We start from the raw sequence: 25,986 nt of genomic DNA, 5'->3' as shown, positions 1-25,986 counted from the left end.
CCGTCAACACGATGGTGGACCAGCTGTCGTCGTTCGCCGACGAGGTGACCCGGGTCGCGCGGGAGGTTGGCATCGAGGGCAAGCTGGGCGGCCAGGCGCAGGTGAAGGGCGTCTCCGGCACCTGGCGGGACCTGACCGAGAACGTCAACCAGCTCGCCTCGACCCTCACCACCCAGCTGCGCGCCATCGCGCAGGTCTCCACCTCGGTGACCCGGGGCGACCTGACCCAGCGGATCGCGGTCAAGGCGCAGGGCGAGGTCGCCGAGCTGAAGGACAACATCAACCAGATGATCGTCACCCTCCGGGAGACGACCAAGAAGAACGCCGAACAGGGCTGGCTCGACTCGAACCTGGCCCGCATCGGCGGACTGCTCCAGGGCCAGCGCGACCTCGGCGAGGTCTGCCGCATGATCATGATGGAGGTGACCCCGCTGGTCGACGCGCAGCTCGGCGCGTTCTTCCTGGCGGACACCTCCGAGGGCGTGATGCGGCTGCGGCTGACCGCCTCGTACGGCTACGTCGCCCGGGGACACGACGTCACCTTCGGGCCCGGCGAGGGACTGGTCGGCCAGACCGCACTCTCCCGCCGGACGATCCGGATGGGCGGGACGCCGGACGGCAGGCTGATGCTCCGCTCCGGGCTCGCCGAGACCCCGCCGGCGGACCTGGTCGTGCTGCCCGTGCTCTTCGAGGGCGAGCTGCTCGGGGTGATCGAGTTCGCCAGCGTGACGCCCTTCTCCGAGCTGCACCTGTCCTTCCTGGAGCGGCTGGTGCTCACCACCGGCATCGCCGTCAACACCATCCAGGCCAACCGGCGTACGGAGGAACTGCTCGCGCAGTCCCAGCGGCTCGCCCACGAGTTGCAGGAGCAGTCGGCCGAGCTCCAGCGCACCAACGCCGAGCTGGAGGACAAGGCGCAGCTGCTCTCCGAGCAGAAGGGCAACATCGAGACCAAGAACCGCGAGATCGAGCTGGCCCGGCTCGGCCTGGAGGAGAAGGCCCAGCAGCTCACCCGGGCGTCGGCGTACAAGTCGGAGTTCCTGGCCAACATGAGCCACGAGCTGCGTACGCCGCTGAACTCCCTGCTGCTGCTGGCCCGGCTGCTGGTCGAGAACTCGGAGCAGAACCTCACCCCGAAGCAGATCGAGTTCGCCCGGACCATCCACGGCGCCGGTTCCGACCTGTTGTCGCTGATCGACGACATCCTGGACCTGTCCAAGATCGAGGCGGGGCGGATGGACGTCGAGCCCACCGAGGTGCGGTTCGACGAGATCCGCAGCTACGTGGAGCAGGCGTTCGCGCCGCAGGCCGACGAGAAGGGCCTGGACTTCCAGGTGCGGATCAGCAAGGACCTGCCGCCGGCCCTGATCACGGACGCCCAGCGGCTGCAGCAGATCCTGCGCAACCTGCTCTCCAACGCGGTCAAGTTCACCGACAACGGCGCGGTGACGCTGCGGATCGCGCCGGCGCCCGAGAACACGGCCTTCGACGTGCCGGCGTTGACCAACGCGCGGCAGGTCATCGCGTTCACGGTGGTCGACACCGGGATCGGCATCTCCGACGACAAGCTGTCGTTGATCTTCGAGGCTTTCCAGCAGGCCGACGGCACCACCAGTCGCCGCTACGGCGGCACGGGGCTGGGGCTGTCCATCAGCCGGGACCTGGCCCGGCTGCTGGGCGGCAGCATCGTCGTGTCGTCGGCGCCCGGGCAGGGCTCGACGTTCACCCTCTTCGTGCCGGACGTGCTCGCGCCGGACGCGGTGGTGGCGCCGCTGCCGCCGTCGCCGGCCCGGGCCGGGCTGCCGTCGTCGCTGCTGATGCCGCCGCCGGAGCTGCCCGAGCCGGCCTCCACGCCGGCCACCCGGCGGCTGGAGGGGGCCACCGTGCTGATCGTCGACGACGACGTCCGGAACGTCTTCGCACTGACCAGTGCGTTGGAACTGCACGGGCTCACCGTGTTGTACTCGGACAACGGGGCGGACGGCGTCCGCCTCCTGGCCGAGCATCCAGAGGTCGACATCGTCCTGATGGACGCGATGATGCCCGACCAGGACGGTTACGAGACGACCCGGCAGATCCGGCGCAACCACCGGTTCGCCGACCTGCCGATCGTCTTCCTGACCGCCAAGGCCATGCCCGGCGACCGCGAGTCGGCGCTGGCGGCCGGGGGAACTGACTACATCACCAAGCCCGTCGACCTGGACGAGTTGATCGAACTCATGGCGTCCTGGATCAGCGGCAGCCGAACCGAGGAGAGTTCGTGACCCAGATGGCCAAAGCGCTCCTGGTGGACGACCGCCGGGAGAACCTGATGGCGCTGGAGGCGATCCTCCAGGGGCTGCCGGTCCAGTCCGTCGCCGTGGAGAGCGGCGAGGCGGCACTGAAGCAGCTGCTGGTCGACGACTTCGCGGTGATCCTGCTCGACGCCCAGATGCCGGACATGGACGGCTTCGAGACGGCGAGCCACATCAAGCGGCGTGAGCGTACGCGGCACGTGCCGATCATCTTCCTCACCGCCGCGGACCGGGACGCCCAGCTCGCGCTGCGCGGCTACGCGGTCGGCGCGGTCGACTACCTCACGAAGCCGTTCGATCCGTGGGTGTTGCGGGCCAAGGTGTCGGTCTTCGTGGAGCTGTGGGTGAAGACCCGGCAGCTCGCGGCCCAGTCGGATCTGGTGCGGGAGCGCGACGCGCAGTGGCGGGTGCTCACCGACGCGGTCGACGAGGCCACCGCGATGTTGCGGACGGACGACCCGGACGCCCGCGACCGCGCCGTCGACCTTCTCGAACAGGCCCGCTGGGGCAACACCCCCTGACCCACTCCGCCCCTTCCCCCCGGGGCCCCTCCGCGTCGATCTCGCCGCCCGGCACCACCCCCGGCCCCCGCACCCCCGGGCCCTCCCGGGCCCGCGTCGATCTTGCACTTTCTGCCCAGGGCAAAGAGCGCAAAAGCGGACAATTCTAGGGCCGAAAGTGCAAGATCGCCGGGGCGAGCGAGGCCGGGGCGCGGGGTGCGAGGTGGGGTGGGGAGTGGGTCAGGCCGTGGTCTGGTCGTTGCGGATCATCAGGGCGCTGCGGAGGCCGGTGATGTCCAGGACGCGGAGCAGGAAGTCGCCGACGTTCGTCAGGACCAGGAGGCTCTGCGCGTGGCTGGCCTTCCGGCTGAGCACGACGAGGGTGCCCAGGCCCTGCGAGTCGCAGAAGGTGACGCCGCCGAGGTCGAGCACGATCCGCGGCGGCGGATCGGCGAGCACCTCGTTGACGACGGTCGACAGCTGGGTGGCCGTGAGCATGTCGATCTCACCGGCCAGGCGCAGCACAGCTTCGTCGCCCGTCCGGTGTAGCGTGATGGACAGTTCGGCACGATCCACCGGGTCAGCCTAGCGCGATCCCGGCGACCCGGCCTGTCGAGCCGGGGTGCCGCACCCATCGAGCGGGAGCACCACCGACCCGGAGCCCTGGAAGGGCGCGGCGAGACCGCTCGGGAGGACGGGGCGGGTGAGCCTGGTAACCCCGGTGCGGGGTGCCTGCCGATTCGCCGCCCGGCGCTGACACAATGGCGGCATCGTGACCGATATGTTTCCCGCCGGATCCGGCCGTTACCCGGCCGACGCGCCGGCCTCCGAGGCCCTGTTCGACCGCGCCAAGGCCATCGTGCCCGGCGGGGTGAACTCCCCCGTGCGCGCCTTCCGTGCCGTCGGCGGCACCCCGCGCTTCATGGTCCGGGGGGAGGGGCCATGGCTCTACGACGCCGACGACCGGCGCTACGTCGACCTGGTCTCCTCCTGGGGCCCGCTGATCCTCGGCCACGCGCACCCCGAGGTGGTGGACGCGATCCGGGCCGCCGCCGCCAGGGGTACCAGCTTCGGCACCCCCACCCCGGGCGAGGTCGAGCTGGCCGCCGAGATCGTCGACCGCACCCCGGTCGAGCAGGTCCGGCTGGTCAACTCCGGCACCGAGGCCACCATGTCGGCGATCCGGCTGGCCCGGGGCTTCACCGGCCGCCCCCGGATCGTCAAGTTCGCCGGCTGCTACCACGGGCACTCCGACGCGCTGCTGGCCGCCGCCGGTTCGGGCGTGGCCACCCTCGGCCTGCCCGACTCGCCCGGCGTGACCGGCGCGGCGGCGGGCGACACGATCGTGGTGCCGTACAACGACGTTGCCGCCGTGGAGCAGGCGTTCGCCGCCGAGGGCCAGCACATCGCCGCGATCATCACCGAGGCCGCCGCCGGCAACATGGGCGTGGTCGCCCCGCGCGACGGGTTCAACCAGCAGCTCGCCCGGATCGCGCACGCGCACGGCGCGCTGCTCATCGTCGACGAGGTGATGACCGGGTTCCGGGTGTCCCGCGCCGGGTGGCACGGCCTCGACGCCTCCGACGCCGACCTGTGGACGTACGGCAAGGTCATGGGGGGTGGGCTGCCGGCCGCGGCGTTCGGCGGGCGCGCGGAGATCATGGAGCGACTGGCCCCCGCCGGGCCCGTCTACCAGGCCGGCACGCTCTCCGGTAACCCCCTCGCCTGCGCCGCCGGCCTGGCCACCCTGCGGCTGGCCGACGACGCGCTCTACCGCCGGCTCGACGAGACGGCCGCCGTCGTGAGCAAGCTCGCCGCCGACGCGCTCGCCGCCGCCGGGGTGCCGCACCGGCTGTCGTACGCGGGCAACATGTTCTCGATCTTCTTCACCGACGCCGACGTGGTCGACTACGACAGCGCCCGCACCCAGCAGGTGCCGGCCTTCAAGGCGTTCTTCCACGCGATGCTCGCCGGCGGCGTCTACCTGCCGCCAAGCGCGTTCGAGGCGTGGTTCGTGTCGGCGGCGCTGGACGACGCCGCTCTGGAGCAGATCGCCGCCGCCCTGCCGGCGGCGGCCAACGCTGCGGCAGCGGCGGGTCACGGGGGGTAGCGGTGAGCGCGAGGAGTGAGCCGGGTCTGCGAGCCCCGCAGTCGCGAACGAAGGGGGCGTAGCGGTGAGCGCGAGGAGTGAGCCGGGTCTGCGAGCCCCGCAGTCGCGAACGAAGGGGGCGTAGCGGTGAGCAAGACGGTGGTCCACGTGCTGCGGCACGGCGAGGTGCACAACCCGGAGGGCATCCTCTACGGCCGGCTGCCCGGCTTCCGGCTCTCCGAGCTCGGCGTGCAGATGGCCAAGGCCGCCGCGCAGGGGCTCGCCGAGCGGGAGGTCGTGCACGTGGTGGCCAGCCCGCTGGAGCGCGCCCAGCAGACGGCGGAGCCGATCGCCGCGCAGTTCGGGCTGCCGGTCGGGGTGGACGAGCGGCTCATCGAGAGCGCCAACTGGTTCGAGGGCAAGAAGGTCTCGCCCGGCGACGGCTCGTTCCGCGACCCGCGCAACTGGTGGGTGCTGCGGGACCCGGTCACCCCGTCCTGGGGCGAGGCCTACCGCGCGATCGCGGAGCGGATGTTCGCCGCCCTGCACGCTGCCCGGGTGGCCGCCGAGGGGCGGGAGGCCGTGCTCGTCTCGCACCAACTCCCCATCTGGACGCTGCGCCGGCACGTCGAGCGCAAGCGGCTCTGGCACGACCCGCGCCGGCGTCAGTGCGGGCTGGCCAGCCTCACCTCCTTCCACTTCGACGGCGCCAAGGTGGTCGGCATCGGTTACTCCGAGCCGGCCGCGCACCTGATCGCGATGTCGGCGACCGCCCGGACGGCCAAGGGGGCCTGATGAACGCCCGGAGGTGGACCGCGGGTCTGCTCGCCGCCGTCACGACGGTGGCGCTGGCCGGCTGCTCCTCGAAGAGTCGGGAGGACGCCTGCGGCACCAACTCCGAGGGCGTCATCGAGTGCGCGCCCGACGAGCGCTCCGCGGCCCCGAAGATCTCCGGCGAACTGCTCACCGGCGGCAGCCATGACGTGGCGAAGGACCGCGGCCAGGTCGTCGTGGTCAACTTCTGGGGCTCGTGGTGCAACCCGTGCCGGGCCGAGGCGGACGACCTGGAGAACACCTACCAGGCCACCAAGGGCTCCGGGGTCACCTTCCTGGGCGTCAACATCCAGGACAGCCGGGACAAGGCCATCGCCTTCGAGGAGCGGTTCGGGGTGACCTACCCGAGCCTGTTCGATCCGCCCAGCCGGGTCGCGCTCGCCCTGGACATCCCGCCGAACACCATCCCGGCCACCATCGTGCTCGACCGGGACGGCCGGATCGCCGCCGTCATCCGCGCGGCGGTGAAGCAGGAGGGCCTCCAGCCCATCGTCGAGCGGATCGCGGCCGAGCAGCCCGCCCCCAACGGTTCCCGCTGATGGGCGAGACGTTCAAGGAACTCGCCCAGTCGGGCCCGCTGCTGCTCGCCATCGGCGCGGCCGCGCTCGCCGGCCTGGTCAGTTTCCTCTCCCCGTGCGTGCTCCCGCTGGTGCCGGGTTACCTGTCGTACGTCACCGGCCTCGCCGGGGCGGATCTGGAGGGCCGGCGGCCCGCGCCGTCGCCCACGGAGCCCACGGGTGCTGGCGGGGTGGCGGTGCGGGAGCGCACCGCGCCGGCCGCTGCCGCTGTGAAGGGCCGGGTGCTGGCCGGCACGCTGCTGTTCATCGCCGGCTTCACCGTCGTCTTCACCGCCACCGCGATCCTCTTCGCGGGCGTCGGCCGGGTCTTCTTCGAGTACGAGCGCACGCTGGAGATCGTCATCGGCGCGCTGATCGTCGTGCTCGGCCTGGGCTACGTCGGGGTGGTCCCCGGGTTGCAGCGGGAGTTCCGGATCCACCGGCTGCCCGCCGCCGGGCTGCTCGGCGCCCCGGTGTTCGGCGCGGTCTTCGCGCTGAGTTGGGTGCCCTGCGTCGGCCCGACGCTGGGCGCGGTGCTCGGCATGGCCGCTGCCGGGGGGCAGACCGACCGCGCCGTGGTGCTCGCCGTGGCGTACTGCCTGGGGCTGGGGATACCCTTCGTCGTCTTCGGGTTGGGCTTCCAGCGCCTGCTCGGGGTCTTCCGCGCCGTCCGGCGCCACAGCCGCTGGATCACCCGGGTCGGCGGCGCCCTGCTGATCCTGATCGGCCTCGCGCTGGTCACCGGCGGGTGGACGAATTTCGTGATCTGGTTGCAGACCACCGTCGGGGTGGGCGAGGTGAGCATCTGATGACCGTCGTGGACGAGCGGCCGGCGACGCCGGCCGAGGCGCCCCGGCGTCGCCCCAACCGGCTGCTGGCCCTGCTGCGCAACTCGTGGCGGCAGCTCACCAGCATGCGTACGGCGCTGGTGCTGCTGTTCCTGCTCGCGATCGCCGCCATCCCCGGCTCGGTGCTGCCGCAGCGCGGGGTCAACCCGGAGGACGTGCGGGACTTCTTCACCGAGCACCCCGACCTGGCCCCGGTGCTGGACCGGATCGGCGCCTTCGAGGCGTTCGGCTCGGTCTGGTTCTCCGCGATCTACCTGCTGCTGTTCACCTCGCTGATCGGCTGCATCACCCCCCGCCTGCGCGACCATGTCCGGGCGCTGCGGTCGAAGCCGCCGGCCGCCCCGAAGCGGCTGGACCGGCTGCCGCAGCACGCGGTGCTGCCCGCCCCCGAGGGCGGCGCGGCGGCGATCGCCGAGACGCTGCGCCGACGGCGCTGGCGCGTGGTGGTCCGCGGCGACGAGGTCTCCGCCGAGAAGGGCTACCTCAAGGAGACCGGCAACCTGCTCTTCCACACCTCGATGGTGGTCGTGCTGGTCGGCGTCGCGCTCGGCTCCTGGTACGGCTGGAGCGGCAACAAGCTGCTGGTCGCCGGCAAGGACAACGCGTTCTGCAACACCCGTCAGCAGTACGCCGAGAGCAAGATCGGCCCCCGCGTCGGCAGTGAGGACCTGCCCGACTTCTGCGTACAGCTCGACGACTTCGAGGCCCGTTTCCTGGAGACCGGCCAGCCGGCGTTCTTCAACGCCAAGGTGACCGTCGACGAGGACGGCGGCGAGCAGCGGCAGGCGGAGTTCTCGGTCAACTCCCCGCTGCGCCTCGACGGCGCGAACGTCTACCTGCTCGGCCACGGCTACGCCCCGGTGATCCGCTACACCGACCGGTTCGGCCGCAGCCAGACCAGCGCCGTGCCGTTCCTGACCACCGGCGACATCGGGCTGACCAGCGAGGGGCTGGCGGCCTTCCCGGACGCCAACGTCGACCCGGATACCGGCAACCGGGACCCGAACCTCCAGATGGCCTTCTCGGGTCTCTACCTGCCGACCGCGCCGGCTTCGGCGCCGTTCGCGCGCTCCGAGTACCCGACCGAGCGCAACCCGGCGCTGAACCTCGTCGCCTACCGGGGCAACCTGGGGCTGGACGCGGGCATCCCCGGCTCTATCTACGAGCTGGACCAGCGGCAGGTGCGGGCCGGCAAGGTGAAGGAGGTCGGCACGAAGCTGCTCCGTAAGGGCGAGACCTGGACGCTGGACGACGGCAGCAAGGTCGAGTTCCTGGACAGCCTGCCGTACATCACCTTGTCGGTCCGGTACGACCCGGGCTCCACGCTGCTGTTGGTCAGCTCCGGGGTGCTGCTGGCCGGGCTGATGGGCTCGCTGTTCGGCCGGCGCCGACGGGTCTTCTTCCGGGTGCTGCCGACCGACCCCGCGGGTGGATCTTCTACGGGCGGTAGTAGTTTGGTCGAGGCCGGTGGCCTGCCGCGTACCGACCATCCAGGGTTCGCCGACGAGTTCGCGCAGCTCGTGGCCGCGGTCAGCGGTGACGGGGGGCCGGGTGGGCGGGCCGGTGTCGGTCGCGCCGGCGACGAGCGGGCCGGATCGCGAGAAGGAGCCGAGTGATGTCCGCACTCTCCGACCAGTTGGTGTCGTTCGCGATCCTGGCGTACCTGGTCGCGATGATCAGCCACGCCGTCGAGTACGCGCTCGGCAACGCCCGTGCCCGGGTCGTGGTGCCCGCCCGCGAGTTGGTCGGGGCCGGCGTCGGCGCGGCCGGCGGCAGCGGCGTCCCGCCCGAGCCGGTCATGGCCGAGCCGGCCGCCGCCGGGCGCAGCGCGCATCGGGCCCGGTTGGCCGGGCGGATCGCGGTGGGTCTCACCGCGCTCGGCGCGTTGCTGCACCTCGGGGCGCTGGTCGCCCGTGGTGTCGCCGCCGACCGGATGCCCTGGGGCAACATGTACGAGTTCGTGCTCACGGTCTCGTGGATCGGCGCCGCCGCCTGGCTGGTGGTGCTCTGGAAGCTGCCGATGCTGCGTCGCCTGGGGCTGTTTCTGTCGCTGGTGATGGTGCTGCTGCTGGCGACCGCCGAGCTGGTGCTCTACGTGCCGATCGTGCCGCTGGTGCCGGCGCTCAACTCGTACTGGTTCGTCATCCACGTCTCGACGGTCATCTTCGCCTCCGGCATCCTCCTGCTCGGTGCGGTCCCCGCGGTGGCGTTCCTGATGCGGTCGGGCTACGAGCAGGGCAGGCGGAGCTTCCCGTACACCCTGGCGAAGCGGCTGCCGGCGGCGGCCGCCCTGGAACGGCTGACCTTCGTGCTGCACGCCTTCGCGTTCCCGATCTTCACCTTCGCGGTGATCGCCGGGGCGATCTGGGCCGAGGCGGCCTGGGGCCGGCCGTGGGGCTGGGACCCTAAGGAGACCTGGTCGTTCATCTCCTGGGTGATCTACGCCGGCTACCTGCACGCCCGGGCCACCCCGAGCGTGAAGCGGAACGTGGCCACCTGGCTGGCCGTGGTCGGCTTCCTCACCATGCTGATGAACCTGTTCGGGGTGAACATCTTCTTCGAGGGCTTGCACTCCTACGGCGGCCTCGACTGATCGCCGGACGGGGCTACCTGCCGGGGCGGCCGTGCCGGAGGGTCTCGTCCACGCGCAGGGTGACCTGGTACGCGACCTCCGGAACGTCCGCGAGTTCGATCCGCTCCGCGCGCAGCGCGAGTTGGGCGTGCAGTTCGCGGGCGACGGCGTCCCGCAGCTCGACCAGCAACGGTGACAGCCCGTCCGGGTCGCGCACCAGCACGGAGCGCCGGTCAGCCGCCGAACCAGCCCGGCACGTCGAGGCGGGACCAGTTGGCCGGCGCGACCGCACGTAGGTCGTCCTCCATGGCGGCGACCCGGTCCGGGCCCAGGGCGTCCGCCCAGCGTTGCCGAAGCTGGTCGAAGACCACCGCCGAGCGGCGCAGCCCGTCGTGCCCGCGCGGGGTCATCCGGACCAGCTTGCGGCGGGCGTCGTGCGGGTCGTCGGCGCGTTCCAGGTAGCCGAGGGCGACCAGCCGGTCCACCGTCTTGCCGGCCGCCTGCTTGGAGATGCCCAGCCGCTGGCCCAGCTCGCTGGCGGTGGTGCCGCCGGCGCCGACCGCCTGGAGCACGAAGCCGTGCAGCGGGCGCAGCTCGGGATGTCCCTGCCGGGCCAGCTCGGCGTGCAGGTCGTCGATGAGCGTACGGAAGCCGGCCAGCAGCAGCAGGGGCAGCAGGAAGCCGGGCCGGTCGGGATCAGTTGCCATGTTCGACAACCAGGTTTACCATTTGGACAACCACGTTGACGATCGTACGTCACGCCCGGCCCACTCCCGCGTGCCGTGGCCCACCGAGAACTCCGAAAGCAGCTCAGCATGCCCGTCTTCACCCCGCACACTGCCGACACCGCTCCCGACGCCGCCCGGCCCACCCTGGCAGCGGTGAGCCGGAAGTTCGGCTACCTGCCCGCCGCGGTCGCCCTGATGGCCGAGTCCCCCGCGCTGCTCACCACCTTCCTCACCGCCAACGCCGGTTTCGAGGCCGGCAGCCTCGACCCGGTGCAGCGGGAGGTGGTCGTGCTGACGGTCGCCACCCGCAACGAGTGCCACGTCTGTGTGGCCCTGCACACCGCCATGCTGACCCGGCTCGGCGCCGACGCCGAACTGGTCGACGCGCTGCGCGCCGGTACGCCACTGCCCGACGACCGGCTCGAGGCGCTGCGCCGCTTCACCCTGGCGGTGCTGGAGCACCGGGGCGACGTCCCGGACGAGCTGACCCGCGCCTTCCTCGCCGCCGGTCACCAGCCGCGGCAGGCCCTGGACGTGGTGCTCGGCGTCGGCGTCTACACCATCTCCACCTTCGCCAACCGGCTCACCGGCGCGCCGGTCGACCCGCCGCTGGCCGGGTACGCCTGGACGCCCGCCGGCTGACCGCGGCGGGACCGGCCGGCCCGGCCGCGGGCGGCGGAACGGCTCAGCGTTCGGCGGCGACCCGGTCGAGCCACTCGCCGACCAGGGGCGTCGAACATGCCGGCTCCCCTTCACGCTCCTGCACCGACCACGCATGCTGCCGCCCGGCACCGACGGATCCGTCCCCGCCGGGTGGTCGGTGTGGCGGAACGCACACGGGGCAGTCGACATCACCCGACCCGGCTGGGGCGGCCGGGTTACCGGTGCGGGAGACTGGCAGGCATGGCGGCTCGTGGCTTCCCGTACAACGATCTCAAGGACTTCCTCGCGGCGCTGGAGCGCGCGGGCGAGCTACGGCGGGTGAGTGTCCCCGTCGATCCCACCCTGGAGATCAGCGAGATCGTGACCCGGACGGTCCGCGCGGACGGCCCGGCGCTGCTCTTCGAGCGGCCGACCCGGGGCGAGATGCCAGTGGCGATCAACCTCTTCGGCACCGAGAAGCGGATGGCGATGGCGCTCGGCGTCGAACGGCTCGACGAGATCGGCGAGCGGATCGGCAACATGCTCAAGCCGGAGTTGCCGATGGGCCTCTCCGGGATGATGGACGGCCTCGGCAAGGTCATGCAGCTCAAGTCGATGCCGCCGAAGAAGGTCAAGACCGCCCCCTGCCAGCAGGTGGTCTACCGTGGCGACGACGTCGACCTGAACCGGCTGCCAGGGCTGCAGGTCTGGCCGGGTGACGGCGGGATCTTCCACAACTTCGGGCTGACGCACACCAAGCACCCGGAGACCGGCAAGCGCAACCTGGGGCTGTACCGCTTGCAGCAGCACTCGCGGAACAGCATCGGCATGCACTGGCAGATCCACAAGAACTCCACGGCGCACCACGCGGTCGCCGAGCGGCTCGGGCAGCGGCTGCCGGTGGCGATCGCCATCGGCGCCGATCCTGCGGTCGCCTACTCGGCCAGCGCGCCACTCCCCGCCGACATCGACGAGTACCTGTTCGCCGGGTACCTGCGCGGCGAGCGGGTCGAGATGACGGACTGCCTGACGGTCCCGTTGCAGGTGCCGGCGCACGCGCAGGTCGTCCTGGAGGGCTACATCGAGCCGGGCGAGCGGCTCCCGGAGGGACCGTTCGGCGACCACACCGGTTTCTACACGCCGGTGGAGCCCTTCCCGGTGATGCACATCGAGTGCATGACCATGCAGCGCGACCCGGTCTACCACTCGATCGTCACGTCGCAACCGCCGCAGGAGGACCACGGCCTCGGCAAGGCCACCGAGCGGATCTTCGCGCCGCTGCTGCGCTTCCTGATCCCGGACATCGTCGACTACGACCTGCCGGCCGCCGGGGTCTTCCACAACTGCGCGATCGTGTCGATCCGCAAGCGCTACCCGAAGCACGCCCAGAAGGTCATGAACGCGATCTGGGGTGCGCACATGATGTCGCTGACCAAGCTGATCGTGATCGTCGACGAGGACTGCGACGTGCACGACTACAACGAGGTCGCCTTCCGCGCCTTCGGCAACGTCGACTACGCCCGCGACCTGCTGCTCACCGAGGGCCCGGTGGACCACCTGGACCACGCGTCGTACCAGCAGTTCTGGGGCGGCAAGGCGGGCGTCGACGCGACCCGCAAGCTGCCCAGCGAGGGCTACACCCGGGGCTGGCCGGAGGAGATGACGATGGCCCCCGAGGTCGTCTCCCTGGTGGACAAGCGCTGGAAGGAGTACGGCATCTGATGGCCACCGCCGTCGCCGAGCCGGTGGAGCGTCCCGGCCGGGTCAAGTCCTTCCTCAAGCTCGTGGCGATCGAGCACTCCGTGTTCGCGCTGCCGTTCGCGTACCTGTCGGCGTTGACCGCCATGCAGGTTCACGGGGGGCGGGTGCGGTGGGGGGACCTGCTCCTGATCACCGTGGCGATGGTGGGCGCGCGGACGTTCGCCATGGCGGCCAACCGGATCCTGGACCGGCGGATCGACGCGCGGAACCCGCGTACCGCCTCCCGGGAGCTGGTCACCGGGGCGGTCAGCGTGCGGACGGCCTGGACCGGCGCGGCGGTCGCGCTCGTGGTCTTCCTCGCCGCCGCCGCCCTGCTCAACCCGCTCTGCCTGGTGCTCGCGCCGCTCGCCGTGGTGCCGCTGGTGGTCTACCCGTACGGCAAGCGGTTCACCAACTGGCCGCACGCCATCCTGGGGGTCGCCCAGGCGGTGGGCCCGGTCGGCGCGTGGCTGGGGGTCACCGGCACCCTCGACGGCTCGTGGCCCGCCTGGCTGCTCGGCGCGGCCGTCGGGCTCTGGATCGGCGGCTTCGACCTCATCTACGCCTGCCAGGACTCCGAGATCGACCGGGAGATCGGGGTGCACAGCGTGCCCGCCCGGTACGGCCGGCGCTTCGCCCTGCACGCCTCGACCGTGGCGCACGTGGTGACCTTCGCGCTCTTCATCTGGTTCGGGGCGCTGGTCGGCTTCGGCTGGCCCTGGTGGATCGGGCTGGCGCTGACCGCGCTCGCGTTCGGCTACCAGCACGTGGTCGTCACCCCGACCGACCTGAGCAAGGTCAATCGGGCCTTCTTCACCGCCAACGGCTTCGTCGGCATCGCGCTGTTCGTCTTCGCCCTGCTCGACCTGGTGATCCGCCTCGACCTGCGCCCCTGACCACGCCGGCCGCAGCGCCCCCTCGGTGGGCGGGCTCGCCGGAGGGCGGCGCCGGCGTGTGGGGTCGGTGCAGGGCGGCGAGGGTCAGCGGAGGGCGGCGGGCTCGGGGCGGGAGCCCGGGTAGCGATCGCTCTCCAGCGTCCAGTCGACGGTCGCCCGGACGGCGTTGGCCACCCCGTCGAGGTGGTCGGTGACCGCCTCGTCCAGCGCCGGCCCGAACGACGGCACCGCCGCCCGCAGCTCGACGAAGCGCCGCATCGACGCCCGCCACCGCTCGGCGGTCAGCGCGACCGCGGTCTCCACCGGCACCCCGTGCTCGGCGGCGGTCGCCAGCACCAGGTTGTGCCCACCCGAGGTGGCCCGGTCGCGCTCCAGCGAGGCCAGGTCGTTGTACCAGGAGACCATGTCGTTCCCGGTGGCGGCGGCCCGGCGCAGCAGCGGGTGGTGGTGCACCGCGTCGGGCAGCGGACGCCCGGTGACGAACTCCACCAGCGGGTACGACACGTACGTGGCGGAGGTGGCGCGTCGCAGCTCGACGTACTCGTCGACGCCGGGGTGGCGTCCGGCCGACTTGTTGACCGCCTCCCGCCACGTGCCGTCGAGGTGGTCGGCGACTGCCTCGGCGAAGCGCAGCCGCCAGCGGGCCGGCATCCGGCGGCGCGGCTCCCGCCACGCGCGCACCAGCAGCCGCCGCAGCGGCCCGGTGAGTCCGGCGTGCCGGATCCGGGGGCCCTCACGCAGCAGGGTCAGCGCGCCGGCGCGCAGCGCCCGGATCTCGTCCGTGCCGAGCCGGCCCGGCCCGTCGCACGCGTCGTCGACCAGGAAGAACCAGGTGAACAGCGCGGCCAACACCCGCAGGTCGGGCTCCGTGGCGTCCGGGTAGAGGCGGCCGGCGTACCGGGCGACGCCGGCGCGGGCCAGCTGTTGCGTCGTCGCGTCGTCGGCCGGCAGGCCGAGGCCCGGCAGCAGGTCGTCGGCCAGCCAGCCCTGCACCCGGTCGGCGTGCGGCGAGAGCCGGGGCGGGATGGGGCACTCCGACCGTAGCGACCAGAGGATCTCGTCGGTCATCACCGATTCCTCCCGCGTGCGATCTGCGTCCGTGCGAATCGCCCCGGCAGCATGTCAGGTTGCCGGGGTGCCCGCGATCCCTGCCGACATCGCGCTCGTCGGGGACAAACCACCTCGCAGGCGGGTATACCGGGCGGGCGCCGGGCCGGGGGTGCCCGACGGCGCCGGCGAGCGACCAGGCAGGCTGGTGGCATGCGGGAACCATGGGTGGTCGGGATCTCCGGGGCGTCCGGAACGCCGTACGCGGCGGCCGTCGTGCGGGCGCTGATCGACGCCGGGGAGCCGGTGGACCTGATCGTCTCCCGGGCCGCCCGGCTGACGGTCCTGGACGAGACCGGCCGCCCGTTCCGGGACGCGCACTGGGCGGAGGACCTGGCCACCTGGCTGGGCCGGGACCTCGCGGGCGCCGACGTGCGGCACTGGCCCGCCGGCGACCTGGCGGCCGGCCCGAGCAGCGGCTCCTACCGGGTACGCGGGATGGCGGTGGTCCCGGCGAGCACGGCGGCCTGCGCCGGCATCGCCATCGGGCTCTCCAAGGATCTGCTCCAGCGCGCCGCCGAGGTGAACCTCAAGGAGCGCCGGCCGGTGGTGGTGGTGCCCCGGGAGACGCCGGTGACCCGCAGCCACCTGGAGCACCTGATCGCCCTGCACGACGCCGGGGCGGTGGTGCTGCCGGCCAGCCCCGGCTTCTACGGTGCGGGGGCGGCGGCCTCCGCCCAGCAGCTCGTCGACTTCGTCGCCGGCAAGGTGCTGGACGCCCTCGGCGTACCGCACGACCTGTTCCGCCGCTGGTCTGGTGAGTTGGGCGCGGCGCGGGGCTGAGCCCGGCCGGGTTCACAGGGCCGCGGACCGGAGTCGGTGTCCGGTCCGCGCCGGTCCGCACCGGTCAGTACATTCCCGCGTTGGCCGGGCCCGGGCCGGTCGAGGCGGCCGGGCCCGCGTTACGCGGTTTGCCGACGTCCTCCGCCTCGTCCAACATGCCCTCACCCTCAAGCAGGGCCCGCACCTCGGATTCCCGAAACCGGCGGTGCCCGCCTGGAGTCCGGATGCTGCCTATCCGGCCCGCCGCCGCCCATCGCGTCACAGTCTTCGGGTCAACCCGAAACAACGCGGCAACTTCACCCGGTGTCAGCAGGCGATCTCCAGTGTCCACAGCCCCCTCCTCGCGTCGACGAAGCCCCCGGCTGAACACACTGCCCCCGGCCGGTGCGAGCCCAGAGCCGTCATGAGGGACGTATGGCAATTACAGCACCAGCGACCTGGCCTGTCCGCCAAACGCGAAAAACGCACTGAGTGGGAAGTTAGGAAATATTACCTGCGGACGACTCCCTTGACTGTGAGTTTTCGAACGACTACACCCTGTCATGTTCAACGCGCTCCGAATGCCCGACGTTACGCCCGGACCGCTAATGTCTACAGTCCGTGGACGCCATCGACCTGAGCCTCGTGGAACTGCTGCGCGGCAACGCCCGCCTGTCCTACGCCGAGCTGGCCCGGCAGGTGGGCCTCTCCGCGCCGGCCGTGCACGAACGGGTCGGCAAGCTGGAGTCCGGCGGCGTGATCCGGGCGTACCGGGCGGAGGTGGAGCCCGAGTCGATCGGCTTCGCCGTGACCGCGCTCATCGGAATCATCCAGGACTCCGGCGCCGACACCGACGACGTGCTCGAGGCGTTCCGGCAGATGCCCGAGATCGAGTCCTGCTACTTCATGGCCGGCGTCGAGTCGTTCCTGCTCAAGGCCAGGGTCGGCACCATCGCGGAGCTGGAGCGGCTGATCGTGCGGCTGAACCGGACCCCCGGCGTCGCCTCGACCCGGACCGGCATCGCCCTCTCCACCAAGTGGGAGAACCGCCCGCAGCCCCCGGTGGCGCCCACCACCTGACCACCGCGGCGCGGGTAGTGGTCAGCGTGCCGCGCTGGCGCGGCGCGCAGGTCCGGCTGCTCGACGCGCTGCCCGGCCCGGCCGTGCGGCTCGCCCCGCTGATCCTCGCGGCCGGCCGGACGGGTCAGCGCCGCCAGCACCGCCGGGCCGGAGCCGAGCCGCGCTGAGCGGGCTTGCTAGGTTTCGGACGTGACTCATCTCGACCGGTGCGACGAGGCCAGCCGGCGCTGGGTGACCCATGCGATCGCCACCGTCGAGGCGGACGCCAACCGGTCCGCCGACACCCACCTGCTGCCGTTCCCGCTGCCCAGGGCGTGGGGGATCGACCTCTACCTGAAGGACGAGTCGGTGCACCCCACCGGCTCCCTCAAGCACCGGCTGGCCCGCTCGCTCTTCCTCTACGGGCTGTGCAACGGCTGGATCGGTCCGGACACCACGATCGTCGAGGCGTCCTCCGGCTCGACGGCGGTCTCGGAGGCGTACTTCGCGCGGATGCTGGGGCTGCCGTTCATCGCGGTGATGCCGGCCTCCACCTCGCCGGAGAAGATCGCCCAGATCGAGTTCCAGGGCGGCCGCTGCCACCTCGTCGACGACCCGGCCAAGGTGGTCGTCGAGGCCCGCTGGCTGGCGGAGGACTCCGGCGGGCGCTTCATGGACCAGTTCACCTTCGCCGAGCGGGCCACCGACTGGCGGGGCAACAACAACATCGCCGAGTCGATCTACGCGCAGCTCGCCCTGGAACGGCACCCCGTGCCGACGTGGATCGTGGTGGGCGCCGGCACCGGCGGCACCAGCGCCACCATCGGCCGGTACGCCCGCTACCGGCGGCTGCCCACCAAGCTCTGCGTGGTCGACCCGGAGAACTCCGCGTTCTATCCCGCCTGGCAGGCGGCCGACTGGTCGGTCCGCACCGGGCGCGGCTCGCGGATCGAGGGGATCGGCCGGCCGACCGTGGAGGCGTCGTTCCTGCCCTCGGTGGTGGACCGGATGGTCCAGGTGCCCGACGCCGCCTCGCTGGCCGCCATGCGGGCCGGCTCGGCCGTGCTCGGCCGCCGGGTGGGCGGCTCGACCGGCACGAACCTGTGGGGCGCCTTCGGGCTGATCGCGGAGATGCTCGCCGAGGGACGCAGCGGCTCGGTGGTCACCCTGATCTGCGACGCCGGCGACCGCTACGCCGACACCTACTACGCGGACGACTGGGTGGCCGCCCAGGGGCTCGACCTGGGCCCGCACCTGGCGACGATCGAGTGCTTCCTCGCCGACGGCGCCTGGCCGGCCTGACCCGCGGCGGCACGTCCGGCTGGTCGACTCCGGCCCGGGGCCGGGCGGTCAGCGCGGGTCGACGCGCTCGGCCAGCCCCGGGTAGCGCACCACGTAGCCGTCGGCGTCGAGGTCGATGTCGGCGGTGAACGTGTCGCTGGTGAAGCGGACCCGGCCGGGGCCGAGCGGCGTGTAGACCTGCTCGGCGGGCACCACCATCAGGCTGGGCACCAGCACCCAGGCGACGGCGACCCGGTGCGGCGTGTCGGCCGGCGCGCGGGGCAACCCGAGACGGTGCACCGGCAGGGCATTGAACAGCGGCGAACCGCCGAGGTCGACGTCCAGCGCCTCGGCCAGCCGGTCCGGGTCGTCCGTGCCGGGCAGCCCGGCGGGCGGATGGCCGGCGGCCCGCAGCGCCGCGTCCAGGTCGCCCTGCTCGCCGGTGGTCACCCGCCACCGGTCGCCGGCCCGTTCCAGGCGTACGCTCCGCAGCCACCCGGAGCCCTCCACCTCGACCTCGGCCCGGGCCGTCACCCACCCCGGGTCGGTGGTGAGCTGGTAGCGACAGGTGTACGGGACCGGGTCGACGGCCGTGAGCGTGCCCCGAGCGGTCAGCCCCCGGCCGTCGTCGAACAGCGCGTGCTCCGTGCCGGCGGTGTCCGTCCGGGTCCAGAAGAGCGACTTCGGCATGGTCGGCATGAGCCGGACGTTACGCGACGCGACCGGCACCGGCAGCGGATGCGGAAACGCCGCCGTGGAGCGTGGGCTCCGCGACGGCGTTCCGGTCGGTGCTCGTGATCAGTGGGTACGCGCCGGCGGTCGCCCGCCGAAGCCCCGCCGCTCGTCGCGCGGCCGGTCGTCGCGACCCCGGCCCTCGGGCCGGAAGCCGCCCCGGTCGCCGAAGCGCCGCTCGCCCCGGTCCGCGAAGCCCCGCTCGCCGTAGCCGCGTCCCTCGGTGGGCCGGTCGCCGTAGCGGCGCTCGCCCTGCGGCCGGTCGCCGTAGCCGCGCTCGCCCTGCGGCCGGTCGCCGTAGCCGCGCCCCTCCGTGGGCCGGTCGCCGTAGCGGCGCTCGCCCTGGGGGCGGTCGCCGTAGCCCCGGCGGTCACCCTGCGGCCGGTCGCCGTAGCGGCGCTCGCCGCGCCCGTCCCGGTCGCCGTAGCCGCGCTCGCCGTGCGGCCGGTCGCCGTAGCGCCGCTCGCCCCGGTCCGCGAAGCCCCGCTCGCCGTAGCCGCGTCCCTCGGTGGGCCGGTCGCCGTAGCGGCGCTCGCCCCGGGCGTCGCGGTCGCCGAAGCGGCGCGGGCCGCCCGGCCGGTCGCCGTGCCGGCGCGGCTCCTCGGGCTCGTTGCGGACCGGGACGCCGCTCGGCTCGCGGGCGCCGGTCAGCTCGGCGAGCGCCGGGTCGCCGGCGCGCACCCGGGTCTCGGCCGGCGCCACGCCGGCCTTCTCCAGCATGGCGAGGGTCGTCCGGCGCTGCTTCGGCAGCACCAGCGTGGCGACCGCGCCCGACTCCCCGGCCCGAGCGGTACGCCCCGCGCGGTGCAGGTAGTCCTTCGGGTCCTTCGGCGGGTCGACGTGCAGCACCAGCGAGACGCCGTCCACGTGGATGCCCCGGGCCGCCACGTCCGTGGCGACCAGGACGTTCATCCGACCCTCACGGAACTCGGCCAGCGTGCGGGTACGCATCCGCTGCGTCTTGCCGCCGTGCAGGCCACCCGCGCGTACGCCCACGGCGGCGAGCTGCTCGACCAGCCGGTCGACGCCGAGCTGGGTGCGGGCGAAGACCATGGTCCGCCCGTCCCGGGCCGCGATGGACGCCGCCACCGGGAACTTGTCGTGCGGTGGGATCAGCAGCATGTGGTGGTCCATGGTGGACACCGATGCGGTGGACGGGGCGGTCGAGTGGGTCACCGGGTCGGTCATGAACCGCTTCACCAGCGCGTCGACGTCACCGTCTAGAGTGGCCGAGAAGAGCAGCCGCTGGGTGCCCGCCGGCGTCTTCGCCAGCAGCTCGGTGACCTCGGGCAGGAAGCCCATGTCGGCCATCTGGTCGGCCTCGTCGAGGACGGTGATCTCCACGTCGTCCAGGTGGCACACGCCCCGGGCGATCAGGTCGCCCAGCCGGCCCGGGGTGGCCACGACGATCTCCACGCCGCGCCGCAGGGCGTCGATCTGCCGGTCGTACGGCACGCCGCCGACGGCGGTCTTCAGGAACACGCCGACGGCCTTGCCGAGCGGTAGCAGCGCGTCGTTGACCTGCATGGCGAGCTCGCGGGTCGGCACCAGGACCAGGGCCCGCGGGCGCAGCGGCCGGGCCCGCTCGCCGTCGGCCACCCGGGCCAGCAGCGGCAGGCCGAAGGCCAGGGTCTTGCCGGAGCCGGTCTGGCCCCGACCGAGGACGTCCCGGCCGGCGAGCGCGTCCGGCATGGTGGCGCGCTGGATCTCGAACGGGGCGGTGATGCCCTGCCGGGCGAGCGCGCGGACCAGCGGCTGGGGCAGCCCCAGCGCGGCGAAGTCGGTGGCCTCGGCCGTCACCGGTGCGGCGGAGTCCTGCGGGGTGGCGTCCCGCTCGACGAGGGCCTGCGCGTCGGCGGCGGTGTCGAGGGCGGGCGGAAACGTGCTGGGTTCAGCAAACGCGGTCAAGAAATGCCTTTCGAGCGGGGCGCATCTTCGCGTTGGCCTGCCGCAGCTGAACGCCGCCGAATCGCCCGCAAGATCGCCCATGGGCGCGCACGACGCGCGCCGGGTCAGTGATCTCCACCAGTGTACGGCGGAGCGGCGAACCCGCCACCGCACCACGGATCGGTAGTGGGCGGGCTCACCATGGTCGTCGCCGGGCGGCTCACTTGGTCAGGACGCCACCCACCAGACCGCCCACGGTGTCGGTGGCCAGCAGGACGACCAGCACGCTGATCGCCACGAGCAGACCCAGCGAGGCGGCCAGGACGATCATGACCCTGGCCGTGCTGGACCGCTCCTCTGTGGGGGTCTCCGTCCAGCCCTGGGCCAGGATGTGCCCGGTCAACGAGCCGGAGTTCTCCAGCGGGTTGGTCGGGAAGGAGACGGTGGCGAAGCCCGGGCCTTCCGAGCCGGCGCCGTAGATCGTGCCCAGGTCGGTCTGGCCGTCGAAGCGCCCCGCAGGTCGGGGCGCGGGCGGCACGGAGACCGACGGCGGGGATGTCGGCGGGGCGGGGGCCTGCGGCGCGGCGAACGGCGGCGCGGACGCCGGCGGGGTGGAGAGCAGCGGCGGGGAGACCGACGGCGTGGTGAACGACCGCGTGGGGGCCGGTGGTGCGGAGGCCGGCGGTGCGGAGACAGACGGGACCGGGGACGCCGGCGGGCTCGCGGGCGTTGCCGGCGGGGCCGGGACGGGCGCGGTGGCCGTGGCGGGCGGCGGCGGGAACGGCGGCGCCGGCATCGGGCCGGGCGGTGGCGGCGGGGCGGGCACCGGCGGCCCGGGCGGCGGCGTCGGCGGACCCGGCACGGGCGGCACCGGGCCCGGTGGGGTGGGCCCCGGCCGGGGCGGCGCCGGGACGGGGATCGGCGGGGTCGGGATCGGCGGGGTCGGGGTCGGGACCGGCGGGTTCGGGGACGGCGGGTTCGGGCCGGGCACCGGCGGCACGGGGGCCGGCGCCGGCTCGGGCTCCGGCACCGGCGGCTTGGGCGGCTGCGCCGGTTCCGGCGGCTGGGCGGGCTCCGGCGGCTCCGGGTTGACCGGCGCCGCCCGGTAGACCCTCGCCTCGCCCGTGCGCGACCGGATGGCCGAGGCCTCGTCGGCGGAGACCCGGCGCATCCCGGGCACGGCGGCGCTGGCCCGGGCCGCCGCGGCCCGCTGCTCGGGGACCGGCGCGCCGGCCGGAGCGGCCGCACCGGTGGCCCGGTAGGTGGTGGCGGCGGTCGGGCGGGCCGACGGTGCCGCGTCGCCCTCGCCGGGCGCGGCCGCGGTGGCCACGCTCACCCGGCCCCGGGCGGGCTGTCGGCGTACGTCGTCGGCGGGCGGCTCCGCCGGCGGCCCCGACGTGCCCGCGGAGCCGGTGCCCGACGCCGGGCTGCCGTCGGCCGAGGTCGCGATGGACCCGCCGGTGGGCGCCAAGGCCTCAGCGCGGCTCCGATCGGGCGTGGATCCGTGGTCGACCGGCTGCGCCGGAACCTCTTGCTCGGCCATGCTCGCCCTCCGCGCCGCGCTCGCGCCCGGATCCGCGACGTCGGACCGGGCGTGCCTGACTGTCACGGTGCCACATTCCGGCCCGGCGGCACAGCCGGAGTGCGTTCCGGGCCCGTGGCCCGTGCCGACCGGCATCGGAGCGCCGGGCGGAGCCGGCGCGTCCCGGTCAGCTACCCGTGCTGGCCGAGGTGGTGGCCGACGTGCTGCGCTCCGGGTCGGTGCTGCTCGCCGCCGTGGTCGGCGCCACGCTGCCGGACGTGGCGCTCGGCTCCGACGAGGCCGAGCGGCTCGCCGCCGGCGACGACCCGGTCGGGGACGGCGACGGCGAGGTCGACGCGCTGGGCGACGTCGTGGGCGACGGCGAACCGGTGGGGGTCGCCGAGGGCGAGGTCGACGGGGACGGCGACGGGGAGGTGGGCTTCGGGGTCGGCTTGGGGCTTCCCGTCGGCTTCGGCGACGGCGGCTTGGTCTGCGACGGCGACGGCGACGGGGTGCTCGTCGGCGCGGGCACCGCCCCGATCACCCGGGTGGCGGCGTAGAGCCGGGACCAGCGCACCGTGGAGATCTTGACGACGTCGCCGGTGGTCGGCGCGTGGATCATCTTGCCGCCGCCGACGTACATGCCCATGTGGTGGATCGTCGTCCAGCTCGTGCCGGAGGCGAAGAAGAGCAGGTCACCGGGGAGCAGCGCGCTGCGGGACACGGTGCGGGACCGGGTGGCGTAGTACTGGTCCCGGGAGACCCGGGGCAGCCCGTAGTAGCCCGCCGACCGGTAGGCGGCGTAGATCAGGCCGGAGCAGTCGAACCGGTCCGGCCCCTCGGCCGCCCACAGGTAGGGGTCGCCGAGCTGCGCCCTGGCGTACGCCAGGGCCTTCAGAGCCGTGGGGTGGGCGGCCAGGCCGTTGGCCGTCTCGTTGCCGACGTAGCCGGCGCCGAGCTGTTGGTCGAGGGCCTCCTGCTGGCGCTCGAGCTCGATGAGCTGCGCGGCGTTGTCCCGGCGCAGCTTGGCCAGCTTCGCCTCGGCGTCGCGCAGGGCCTTCTCGCCGGCGGCGTATTCCGTCTGGGCGCCCTTGAGCCGGGACTCGGCCGAGATCAGTGCCTGGCCGGCCGCCTGCTCGCCGGTGCGGGCCCGGGACAGCTCGCCCTCGGCGGCGGTGGTGCCGCCCTCGGCCTTCTCGCCGCGGATGATCCGGGAGAGCCGGCTCAGCTCGTGCAGGTCGTTGGCGAACTCGCCGGGCGGGAGGGCGGCGGCGGCCTTGAACGCGCCCGCGGCGGCGGCGTCGGCGCCCTCCTGGGCGCGGGCCAGCGCCTCCCGGGCGAGTGCGAGGTCGCGTTCGGCGGTGGCCCGCTGGCCCTCGGCCTCGGTGCGCTTCTGCAGCAGCACGAGCAACTGGTCGCGGAGCTGCCCGACCTGGGCCTCGGCGGCGTAGATCTGGGTGGCGAGCGGGCCGTCGATCAGGTTGCCGGCCGGCGCGCCCGGCACCCCGCCGAGGCCCGGCGCCCCGGTGACGGGCGCGCCGCCGGGGAGCTGGAGCTGACCGGTGACGGCCGGCCGGAGGCCGGTGTCGGGGACGCTGGTGGGCAGCGCCGGGTCGGCGTGGACCGGGTTGGCGAGGACCGTGGCGGCGACGGCTCCGAGCAGGGCGGACCAGAGCGCCGGACGCAGCACCGGCGAGATCACCGGGCTCCGTCGTCGCTGCCGTCGCCCGCGCCCGCTGTCGACCATTCCGCTCCCCGTCCGGCGTGGTGTCGCCGCGCCAGGGTGGACGCGGCCGTGAGGACGCTACCAGTGTGTGGCGAACGTCCCATCCTGTCTTACCTCACTCACGCAGCCATGTCGATGCGTCGAGAGGTAACGGGAGGCTGAGAGTTCGGTGAATCGGCCCACGGGGGTCGACCGTGCTGCGGCGGCGTCGGCAGGTGGACGTAGGCTCGATTCCTACCGCAGGTGGAAGGGACGTGGCTTTCGATGGACGCCGGACTCAAGCGTGAGCTCGAAGCGAAGGTGTACGCCGGCGAGCGGCTGACCCGCGAGGACGGCATCGCCCTCTACGACAGCGACGACCTGTCCTGGCTGGGGCGGCTGGCCCACCACAGGCGTACGGAGCTCAACGGCGACCGGGTGATGTTCAACGTCAACCGGCACCTCAACCTGACCAACGTCTGCTCCGCCTCGTGCGCGTACTGCTCGTTCCAGCGCAAGCCGGGCGAGAAGGACGCCTACACGATGCGCATCGACGAGGCGGTCCGCAAGGCCAAGGAGATGGAGGACGAGCAGCTCACCGAGCTGCACATCGTCAACGGCCTGCACCCGACGCTGCCGTGGCGCTACTACCCGAAGGTGCTGAGCGAGCTGAAGGCGGCGCTGCCGAACGTCAAGCTCAAGGCGTTCACCGCGACCGAGGTGCAGTGGTTCGAGAAGATCAGCGGCCTGAGCGCCGACGAGATCCTCGACGAGCTGATGGACGCCGGCCTGGAGTCGCTGACCGGCGGCGGAGCGGAGATCTTCGACTGGGAGGTCCGCCAGCACATCGTCGACCACGCCTGCCACTGGGAGGACTGGTCGCGGATCCACCGCCTGGCGCACAGCAAGGGCATGAAGACGCCGTCGACCATGCTCTACGGGCACATCGAGGAGCCCCGGCACCGGGTCGACCACGTGCTGCGGCTGCGCGAGTTGCAGGACGAGACCGGCGGCTTCATGGTCTTCATCCCGCTGCGCTACCAGCACGACTTCGTCGACTCGGCGGACGGCAAGATCCGTAACCGGATCCAGGAGCGGACGACGATGGCCTCGCCGGCCGAGTCGCTGAAGACCTTCGCGGTCTCCCGGCTGCTCTTCGACAACGTCCCGCACGTGAAGTGCTTCTGGGTGATGCACGGCCTGTCGGTCGCCCAGCTCTCGCTCAACTTCGGCGTGGACGACCTGGACGGCTCGGTCGTCGAATACAAGATCACCCACGACGCCGACTCGTACGGCACCCCGAACACGATGCACCGGGACGACCTGCTGCACCTGATCTGGGACGCCGGCTTCCGCCCCGTCGAGCGGAACACCCGCTACGAGGTGGTCCGCGAGTACGATGCCGCCCCGTCCCTGGCGGAGCGTCGGGCCGAGCCGCAGCAGGTCTGGGCCTGAGTCGGCACGTAATCTCGTAGGCCATGACCGAGCAGCGGAGCGGGTTCCCCCGGCGCGACGCCGAGGGGCGCATCCTCACCCTGGGCGACCTGCTCGGGGTGAGCATGGCCGGCCTGGTCGTCGGCCTGCTGGCGGTGGTGCTGTTCGACTGGGCGTTCGTGCTGATCGGCAGCGGTGACTTCGGCCGGGCCAACGGCTGGCTGGCGGTCATCCTGCCGGCCTGGCTGTTCTGGGACGACTTCCGGGCCTGGGAGTTCGGGGCGGCCCGGGTGGTGGCGGCGCTCGTGGCGGGCGCGGTGGGGCTGGTCGCCGGGCTGGTGGTGGCCGGCCTGGCCGCCGGGCTCGCCCCGCTGGTCTCCGGCGGGCTGGGCGCGGCGGCGTTCACCCTCGGGTACGCGGTGGTCTGGTTCCACGGCGTCCACTGGCTGGCCCGCCGGACGGGCTGAACCTTCCGCCGGGGGCCACCCCGGTGGCGGAGAACGGAGTGCGGAACGTGAGCGCGGCGGTCAAGTACACGCTGGGCCGGATCGGGCTGTTCGTCGCCGTGCTGGCGGCCCTCTGGCTGGTCGACATGAACCTCTTCGTCAAGCTGATGCTGGCGCTGGCCTTCTCGGCCGCCGCCTCGTTCTTCCTGCTCAAGGGCTGGCGGGACGAGATGGCGGTGGAGATGGCCGAGGCCGCCGAGCGGCGCCGCACCGAGAAGGAGCGCCTCCGCTCCGCCCTCGCCGGCGACGACCAGGACCCGGAGGGCCCGGCCGTCCAGAAGTGACGGCCGT

Annotated in this window: 27 protein-coding genes; 18 read left to right on the top strand and 9 right to left on the bottom strand. The window is 73.1% G+C overall.

Annotated elements, in window-relative coordinates; all coding sequences use genetic code 11:
* Together ACGF5C_RS08495 and ACGF5C_RS08490 are read left to right on the top strand one after the other, a co-directional pair.
* On the top strand, positions 1–2,264 hold a 2,264-nt coding region (locus tag ACGF5C_RS08495), incomplete at its 5' end, for an ATP-binding protein (RefSeq protein WP_393298308.1).
* Complete coding sequence (locus ACGF5C_RS08490; protein ID WP_357449459.1) at positions 2,261–2,815, top strand: response regulator; 555 nt, start codon at positions 2,261–2,263, stop codon at positions 2,813–2,815. The genes ACGF5C_RS08495 and ACGF5C_RS08490, both read left to right, overlap by 4 nt.
* 219 nt (positions 2,816–3,034) lie before the next feature.
* Here ACGF5C_RS08490 and ACGF5C_RS08485 read toward each other — a convergent pair whose 3' ends face one another.
* On the bottom strand, positions 3,035–3,370 hold the full coding sequence (locus ACGF5C_RS08485) for an STAS domain-containing protein (protein WP_393298305.1): 336 nt from the start codon (positions 3,368–3,370) through the stop codon (positions 3,035–3,037).
* A gap of 196 nt (positions 3,371–3,566) precedes the next feature.
* Here ACGF5C_RS08485 and hemL point away from each other — a divergent pair, with 196 nt between their 5' ends.
* The 6 genes from hemL (at position 3,567) to ccsB (ending at position 9,715) form a co-directional block, all read left to right on the top strand.
* Positions 3,567–4,904, top strand: coding sequence for a glutamate-1-semialdehyde 2,1-aminomutase (gene hemL / locus ACGF5C_RS08480; RefSeq protein ID WP_393298302.1), 1,338 nt, complete (start codon positions 3,567–3,569; stop codon positions 4,902–4,904).
* Positions 4,905–5,030: 126 nt separating this feature from the next.
* Positions 5,031–5,678, top strand: coding sequence for a histidine phosphatase family protein (locus ACGF5C_RS08475; protein ID WP_091099474.1), 648 nt, complete (start codon positions 5,031–5,033; stop codon positions 5,676–5,678).
* Positions 5,678–6,256, top strand: coding sequence for a TlpA family protein disulfide reductase (locus ACGF5C_RS08470; protein ID WP_393298299.1), 579 nt, complete (start codon positions 5,678–5,680; stop codon positions 6,254–6,256). The genes ACGF5C_RS08475 and ACGF5C_RS08470 overlap by 1 nt, the downstream gene beginning before the upstream one ends.
* A complete protein-coding gene (locus ACGF5C_RS08465; protein WP_393298296.1) occupies positions 6,256–7,083 on the top strand; it encodes a cytochrome c biogenesis CcdA family protein in 828 nt (275 codons plus the stop codon). Before ACGF5C_RS08470 ends, ACGF5C_RS08465 begins: the two co-directional genes overlap by 1 nt.
* A complete protein-coding gene (locus ACGF5C_RS08460; protein WP_393298293.1) occupies positions 7,083–8,738 on the top strand; it encodes a cytochrome c biogenesis protein ResB in 1,656 nt (551 codons plus the stop codon). Before ACGF5C_RS08465 ends, ACGF5C_RS08460 begins: the two co-directional genes overlap by 1 nt.
* The gene (ccsB, locus tag ACGF5C_RS08455; protein ID WP_393298290.1) at positions 8,738–9,715 is read left to right on the top strand and encodes a c-type cytochrome biogenesis protein CcsB; all 978 of its coding nucleotides are present in this window, start codon (positions 8,738–8,740) and stop codon (positions 9,713–9,715) included. The genes ACGF5C_RS08460 and ccsB overlap by 1 nt, the downstream gene beginning before the upstream one ends.
* A gap of 13 nt (positions 9,716–9,728) precedes the next feature.
* On the opposite strand, the gene ACGF5C_RS08450 is transcribed toward ccsB, so the two are convergent.
* A complete protein-coding gene (locus ACGF5C_RS08450) occupies positions 9,729–9,917 on the bottom strand; it encodes a hypothetical protein (protein ID WP_393298287.1) in 189 nt (62 codons plus the stop codon).
* 10 nt (positions 9,918–9,927) lie between these two features.
* Entirely contained in the window at positions 9,928–10,401 is a 474-nt protein-coding gene (locus tag ACGF5C_RS08445; protein ID WP_393298284.1) for a MarR family winged helix-turn-helix transcriptional regulator, read from the bottom strand.
* A gap of 108 nt (positions 10,402–10,509) precedes the next feature.
* Here ACGF5C_RS08445 and ACGF5C_RS08440 point away from each other — a divergent pair, with 108 nt between their 5' ends.
* From ACGF5C_RS08440 to mqnP, 3 genes are all read left to right on the top strand, one after another.
* Entirely contained in the window at positions 10,510–11,064 is a 555-nt protein-coding gene (locus ACGF5C_RS08440; protein WP_393298281.1) for a carboxymuconolactone decarboxylase family protein, read from the top strand.
* Between the two features lie 261 nt (positions 11,065–11,325).
* Positions 11,326–12,786, top strand: coding sequence for a menaquinone biosynthesis decarboxylase (locus ACGF5C_RS08435; RefSeq protein ID WP_393298278.1), 1,461 nt, complete (start codon positions 11,326–11,328; stop codon positions 12,784–12,786).
* Positions 12,786–13,700 (top strand): menaquinone biosynthesis prenyltransferase MqnP, encoded by a 915-nt coding sequence (mqnP, locus tag ACGF5C_RS08430; protein ID WP_363702710.1) that lies wholly within the window; start codon positions 12,786–12,788, stop codon positions 13,698–13,700. Before ACGF5C_RS08435 ends, mqnP begins: the two co-directional genes overlap by 1 nt.
* 84 nt (positions 13,701–13,784) lie before the next feature.
* Here mqnP and ACGF5C_RS08425 read toward each other — a convergent pair whose 3' ends face one another.
* Positions 13,785–14,768 carry a terpene synthase gene (locus ACGF5C_RS08425; RefSeq protein WP_393298274.1) on the bottom strand — a complete coding sequence of 328 codons (984 nt, stop codon included), beginning with the start codon at positions 14,766–14,768 and terminating at the stop codon, positions 13,785–13,787.
* Between the two features lie 192 nt (positions 14,769–14,960).
* Between ACGF5C_RS08425 and ACGF5C_RS08420 the strand changes: the two genes are divergently transcribed.
* Positions 14,961–15,590, top strand: a complete 630-nt coding sequence (locus ACGF5C_RS08420; RefSeq protein WP_393298271.1) for a UbiX family flavin prenyltransferase — start codon at positions 14,961–14,963, stop codon at positions 15,588–15,590.
* Positions 15,591–15,654: 64 nt separating this feature from the next.
* Here ACGF5C_RS08420 and ACGF5C_RS08415 read toward each other — a convergent pair whose 3' ends face one another.
* The gene (locus tag ACGF5C_RS08415; protein WP_089002465.1) at positions 15,655–15,921 is read right to left on the bottom strand and encodes a BldC family transcriptional regulator; all 267 of its coding nucleotides are present in this window, start codon (positions 15,919–15,921) and stop codon (positions 15,655–15,657) included.
* 269 nt (positions 15,922–16,190) lie between these two features.
* On the opposite strand from ACGF5C_RS08415, the gene ACGF5C_RS08410 reads away from it, so the two are divergent.
* Genes ACGF5C_RS08410 through ACGF5C_RS08400 form a run of 3 tightly spaced genes read left to right on the top strand, consistent with a single transcriptional unit; the run spans position 16,191 to position 17,930 of the window.
* Entirely contained in the window at positions 16,191–16,649 is a 459-nt protein-coding gene (locus ACGF5C_RS08410; RefSeq protein WP_393298268.1) for an Lrp/AsnC family transcriptional regulator, read from the top strand.
* Entirely contained in the window at positions 16,607–16,816 is a 210-nt protein-coding gene (locus ACGF5C_RS08405; protein ID WP_393298425.1) for a hypothetical protein, read from the top strand. Before ACGF5C_RS08410 ends, ACGF5C_RS08405 begins: the two co-directional genes overlap by 43 nt.
* A gap of 22 nt (positions 16,817–16,838) precedes the next feature.
* On the top strand, positions 16,839–17,930 hold the full coding sequence (locus ACGF5C_RS08400; RefSeq protein ID WP_393298265.1) for a PLP-dependent cysteine synthase family protein: 1,092 nt from the start codon (positions 16,839–16,841) through the stop codon (positions 17,928–17,930).
* A gap of 48 nt (positions 17,931–17,978) precedes the next feature.
* On the opposite strand, the gene ACGF5C_RS08395 is transcribed toward ACGF5C_RS08400, so the two are convergent.
* The 4 genes from ACGF5C_RS08395 to ACGF5C_RS08380 form a co-directional block, all read right to left on the bottom strand.
* Positions 17,979–18,599: a putative glycolipid-binding domain-containing protein gene (locus ACGF5C_RS08395; protein ID WP_393298419.1), complete on the bottom strand. Its 621-nt coding sequence runs from the start codon at positions 18,597–18,599 to the stop codon at positions 17,979–17,981.
* Positions 18,600–18,707: 108 nt separating this feature from the next.
* A complete protein-coding gene (locus tag ACGF5C_RS08390; protein ID WP_393298262.1) occupies positions 18,708–20,549 on the bottom strand; it encodes a DEAD/DEAH box helicase in 1,842 nt (613 codons plus the stop codon).
* 199 nt (positions 20,550–20,748) lie between these two features.
* On the bottom strand, positions 20,749–22,071 hold the full coding sequence (locus tag ACGF5C_RS08385; RefSeq protein WP_393298259.1) for a hypothetical protein: 1,323 nt from the start codon (positions 22,069–22,071) through the stop codon (positions 20,749–20,751).
* A 166-nt stretch (positions 22,072–22,237) separates the two neighbouring features.
* Positions 22,238–23,797, bottom strand: a complete 1,560-nt coding sequence (locus ACGF5C_RS08380) for an NlpC/P60 family protein (protein WP_393298256.1) — start codon at positions 23,795–23,797, stop codon at positions 22,238–22,240.
* Positions 23,798–24,040: 243 nt separating this feature from the next.
* Here ACGF5C_RS08380 and mqnE point away from each other — a divergent pair, with 243 nt between their 5' ends.
* The 3 genes from mqnE to ACGF5C_RS08365 are packed head-to-tail and all read left to right on the top strand — an operon-like array spanning position 24,041 to position 25,979.
* Positions 24,041–25,210, top strand: a complete 1,170-nt coding sequence (mqnE, locus tag ACGF5C_RS08375) for an aminofutalosine synthase MqnE (protein WP_393298253.1) — start codon at positions 24,041–24,043, stop codon at positions 25,208–25,210.
* A gap of 23 nt (positions 25,211–25,233) precedes the next feature.
* Positions 25,234–25,656, top strand: a complete 423-nt coding sequence (locus tag ACGF5C_RS08370) for a hypothetical protein (protein WP_393298250.1) — start codon at positions 25,234–25,236, stop codon at positions 25,654–25,656.
* A 47-nt stretch (positions 25,657–25,703) separates the two neighbouring features.
* Positions 25,704–25,979: a DUF4229 domain-containing protein gene (locus ACGF5C_RS08365; RefSeq protein ID WP_393298247.1), complete on the top strand. Its 276-nt coding sequence runs from the start codon at positions 25,704–25,706 to the stop codon at positions 25,977–25,979.
* Positions 25,980–25,986 lie beyond the last annotated feature (7 nt).

This window comes from Micromonospora sp. NPDC047620, assembly GCF_043205005.1.
Lineage (GTDB): Bacteria > Actinomycetota > Actinomycetes > Mycobacteriales > Micromonosporaceae > Micromonospora.
The sequence above is the reverse complement of the archived record's forward strand: the minus strand, read 5'-3'. Positions and strand labels throughout refer to the sequence as shown.

Excerpts from the sequence above, each read along its gene's own strand:
- ACGF5C_RS08470 (WP_393298299.1), top strand. The coding sequence starts at position 5,678 with ATGAACGCCCGGAGGTGGACCGCGGGTCTGCTCGCCGCCGTCACGACG.
- ACGF5C_RS08465 (WP_393298296.1), top strand. The coding sequence starts at position 6,256 with ATGGGCGAGACGTTCAAGGAACTCGCCCAGTCGGGCCCGCTGCTGCTC.
- ACGF5C_RS08460 (WP_393298293.1), top strand. The coding sequence starts at position 7,083 with ATGACCGTCGTGGACGAGCGGCCGGCGACGCCGGCCGAGGCGCCCCGG.
- ccsB (WP_393298290.1), top strand. The coding sequence starts at position 8,738 with ATGTCCGCACTCTCCGACCAGTTGGTGTCGTTCGCGATCCTGGCGTAC.
- ACGF5C_RS08445 (WP_393298284.1), bottom strand. The coding sequence starts at position 10,401 with ATGGCAACTGATCCCGACCGGCCCGGCTTCCTGCTGCCCCTGCTGCTG.
- ACGF5C_RS08440 (WP_393298281.1), top strand. The coding sequence starts at position 10,510 with ATGCCCGTCTTCACCCCGCACACTGCCGACACCGCTCCCGACGCCGCC.
- ACGF5C_RS08435 (WP_393298278.1), top strand. The coding sequence starts at position 11,326 with ATGGCGGCTCGTGGCTTCCCGTACAACGATCTCAAGGACTTCCTCGCG.
- mqnP (WP_363702710.1), top strand. The coding sequence starts at position 12,786 with ATGGCCACCGCCGTCGCCGAGCCGGTGGAGCGTCCCGGCCGGGTCAAG.
- ACGF5C_RS08425 (WP_393298274.1), bottom strand. The coding sequence starts at position 14,768 with ATGACCGACGAGATCCTCTGGTCGCTACGGTCGGAGTGCCCCATCCCG.
- ACGF5C_RS08420 (WP_393298271.1), top strand. The coding sequence starts at position 14,961 with ATGCGGGAACCATGGGTGGTCGGGATCTCCGGGGCGTCCGGAACGCCG.
- ACGF5C_RS08395 (WP_393298419.1), bottom strand. The coding sequence starts at position 18,599 with ATGCCGAAGTCGCTCTTCTGGACCCGGACGGACACCGCCGGCACGGAG.
- ACGF5C_RS08385 (WP_393298259.1), bottom strand. The coding sequence starts at position 22,071 with ATGGCCGAGCAAGAGGTTCCGGCGCAGCCGGTCGACCACGGATCCACG.
- ACGF5C_RS08380 (WP_393298256.1), bottom strand. The coding sequence starts at position 23,797 with ATGGTCGACAGCGGGCGCGGGCGACGGCAGCGACGACGGAGCCCGGTG.
- mqnE (WP_393298253.1), top strand. The coding sequence starts at position 24,041 with ATGGACGCCGGACTCAAGCGTGAGCTCGAAGCGAAGGTGTACGCCGGC.
- ACGF5C_RS08370 (WP_393298250.1), top strand. The coding sequence starts at position 25,234 with ATGACCGAGCAGCGGAGCGGGTTCCCCCGGCGCGACGCCGAGGGGCGC.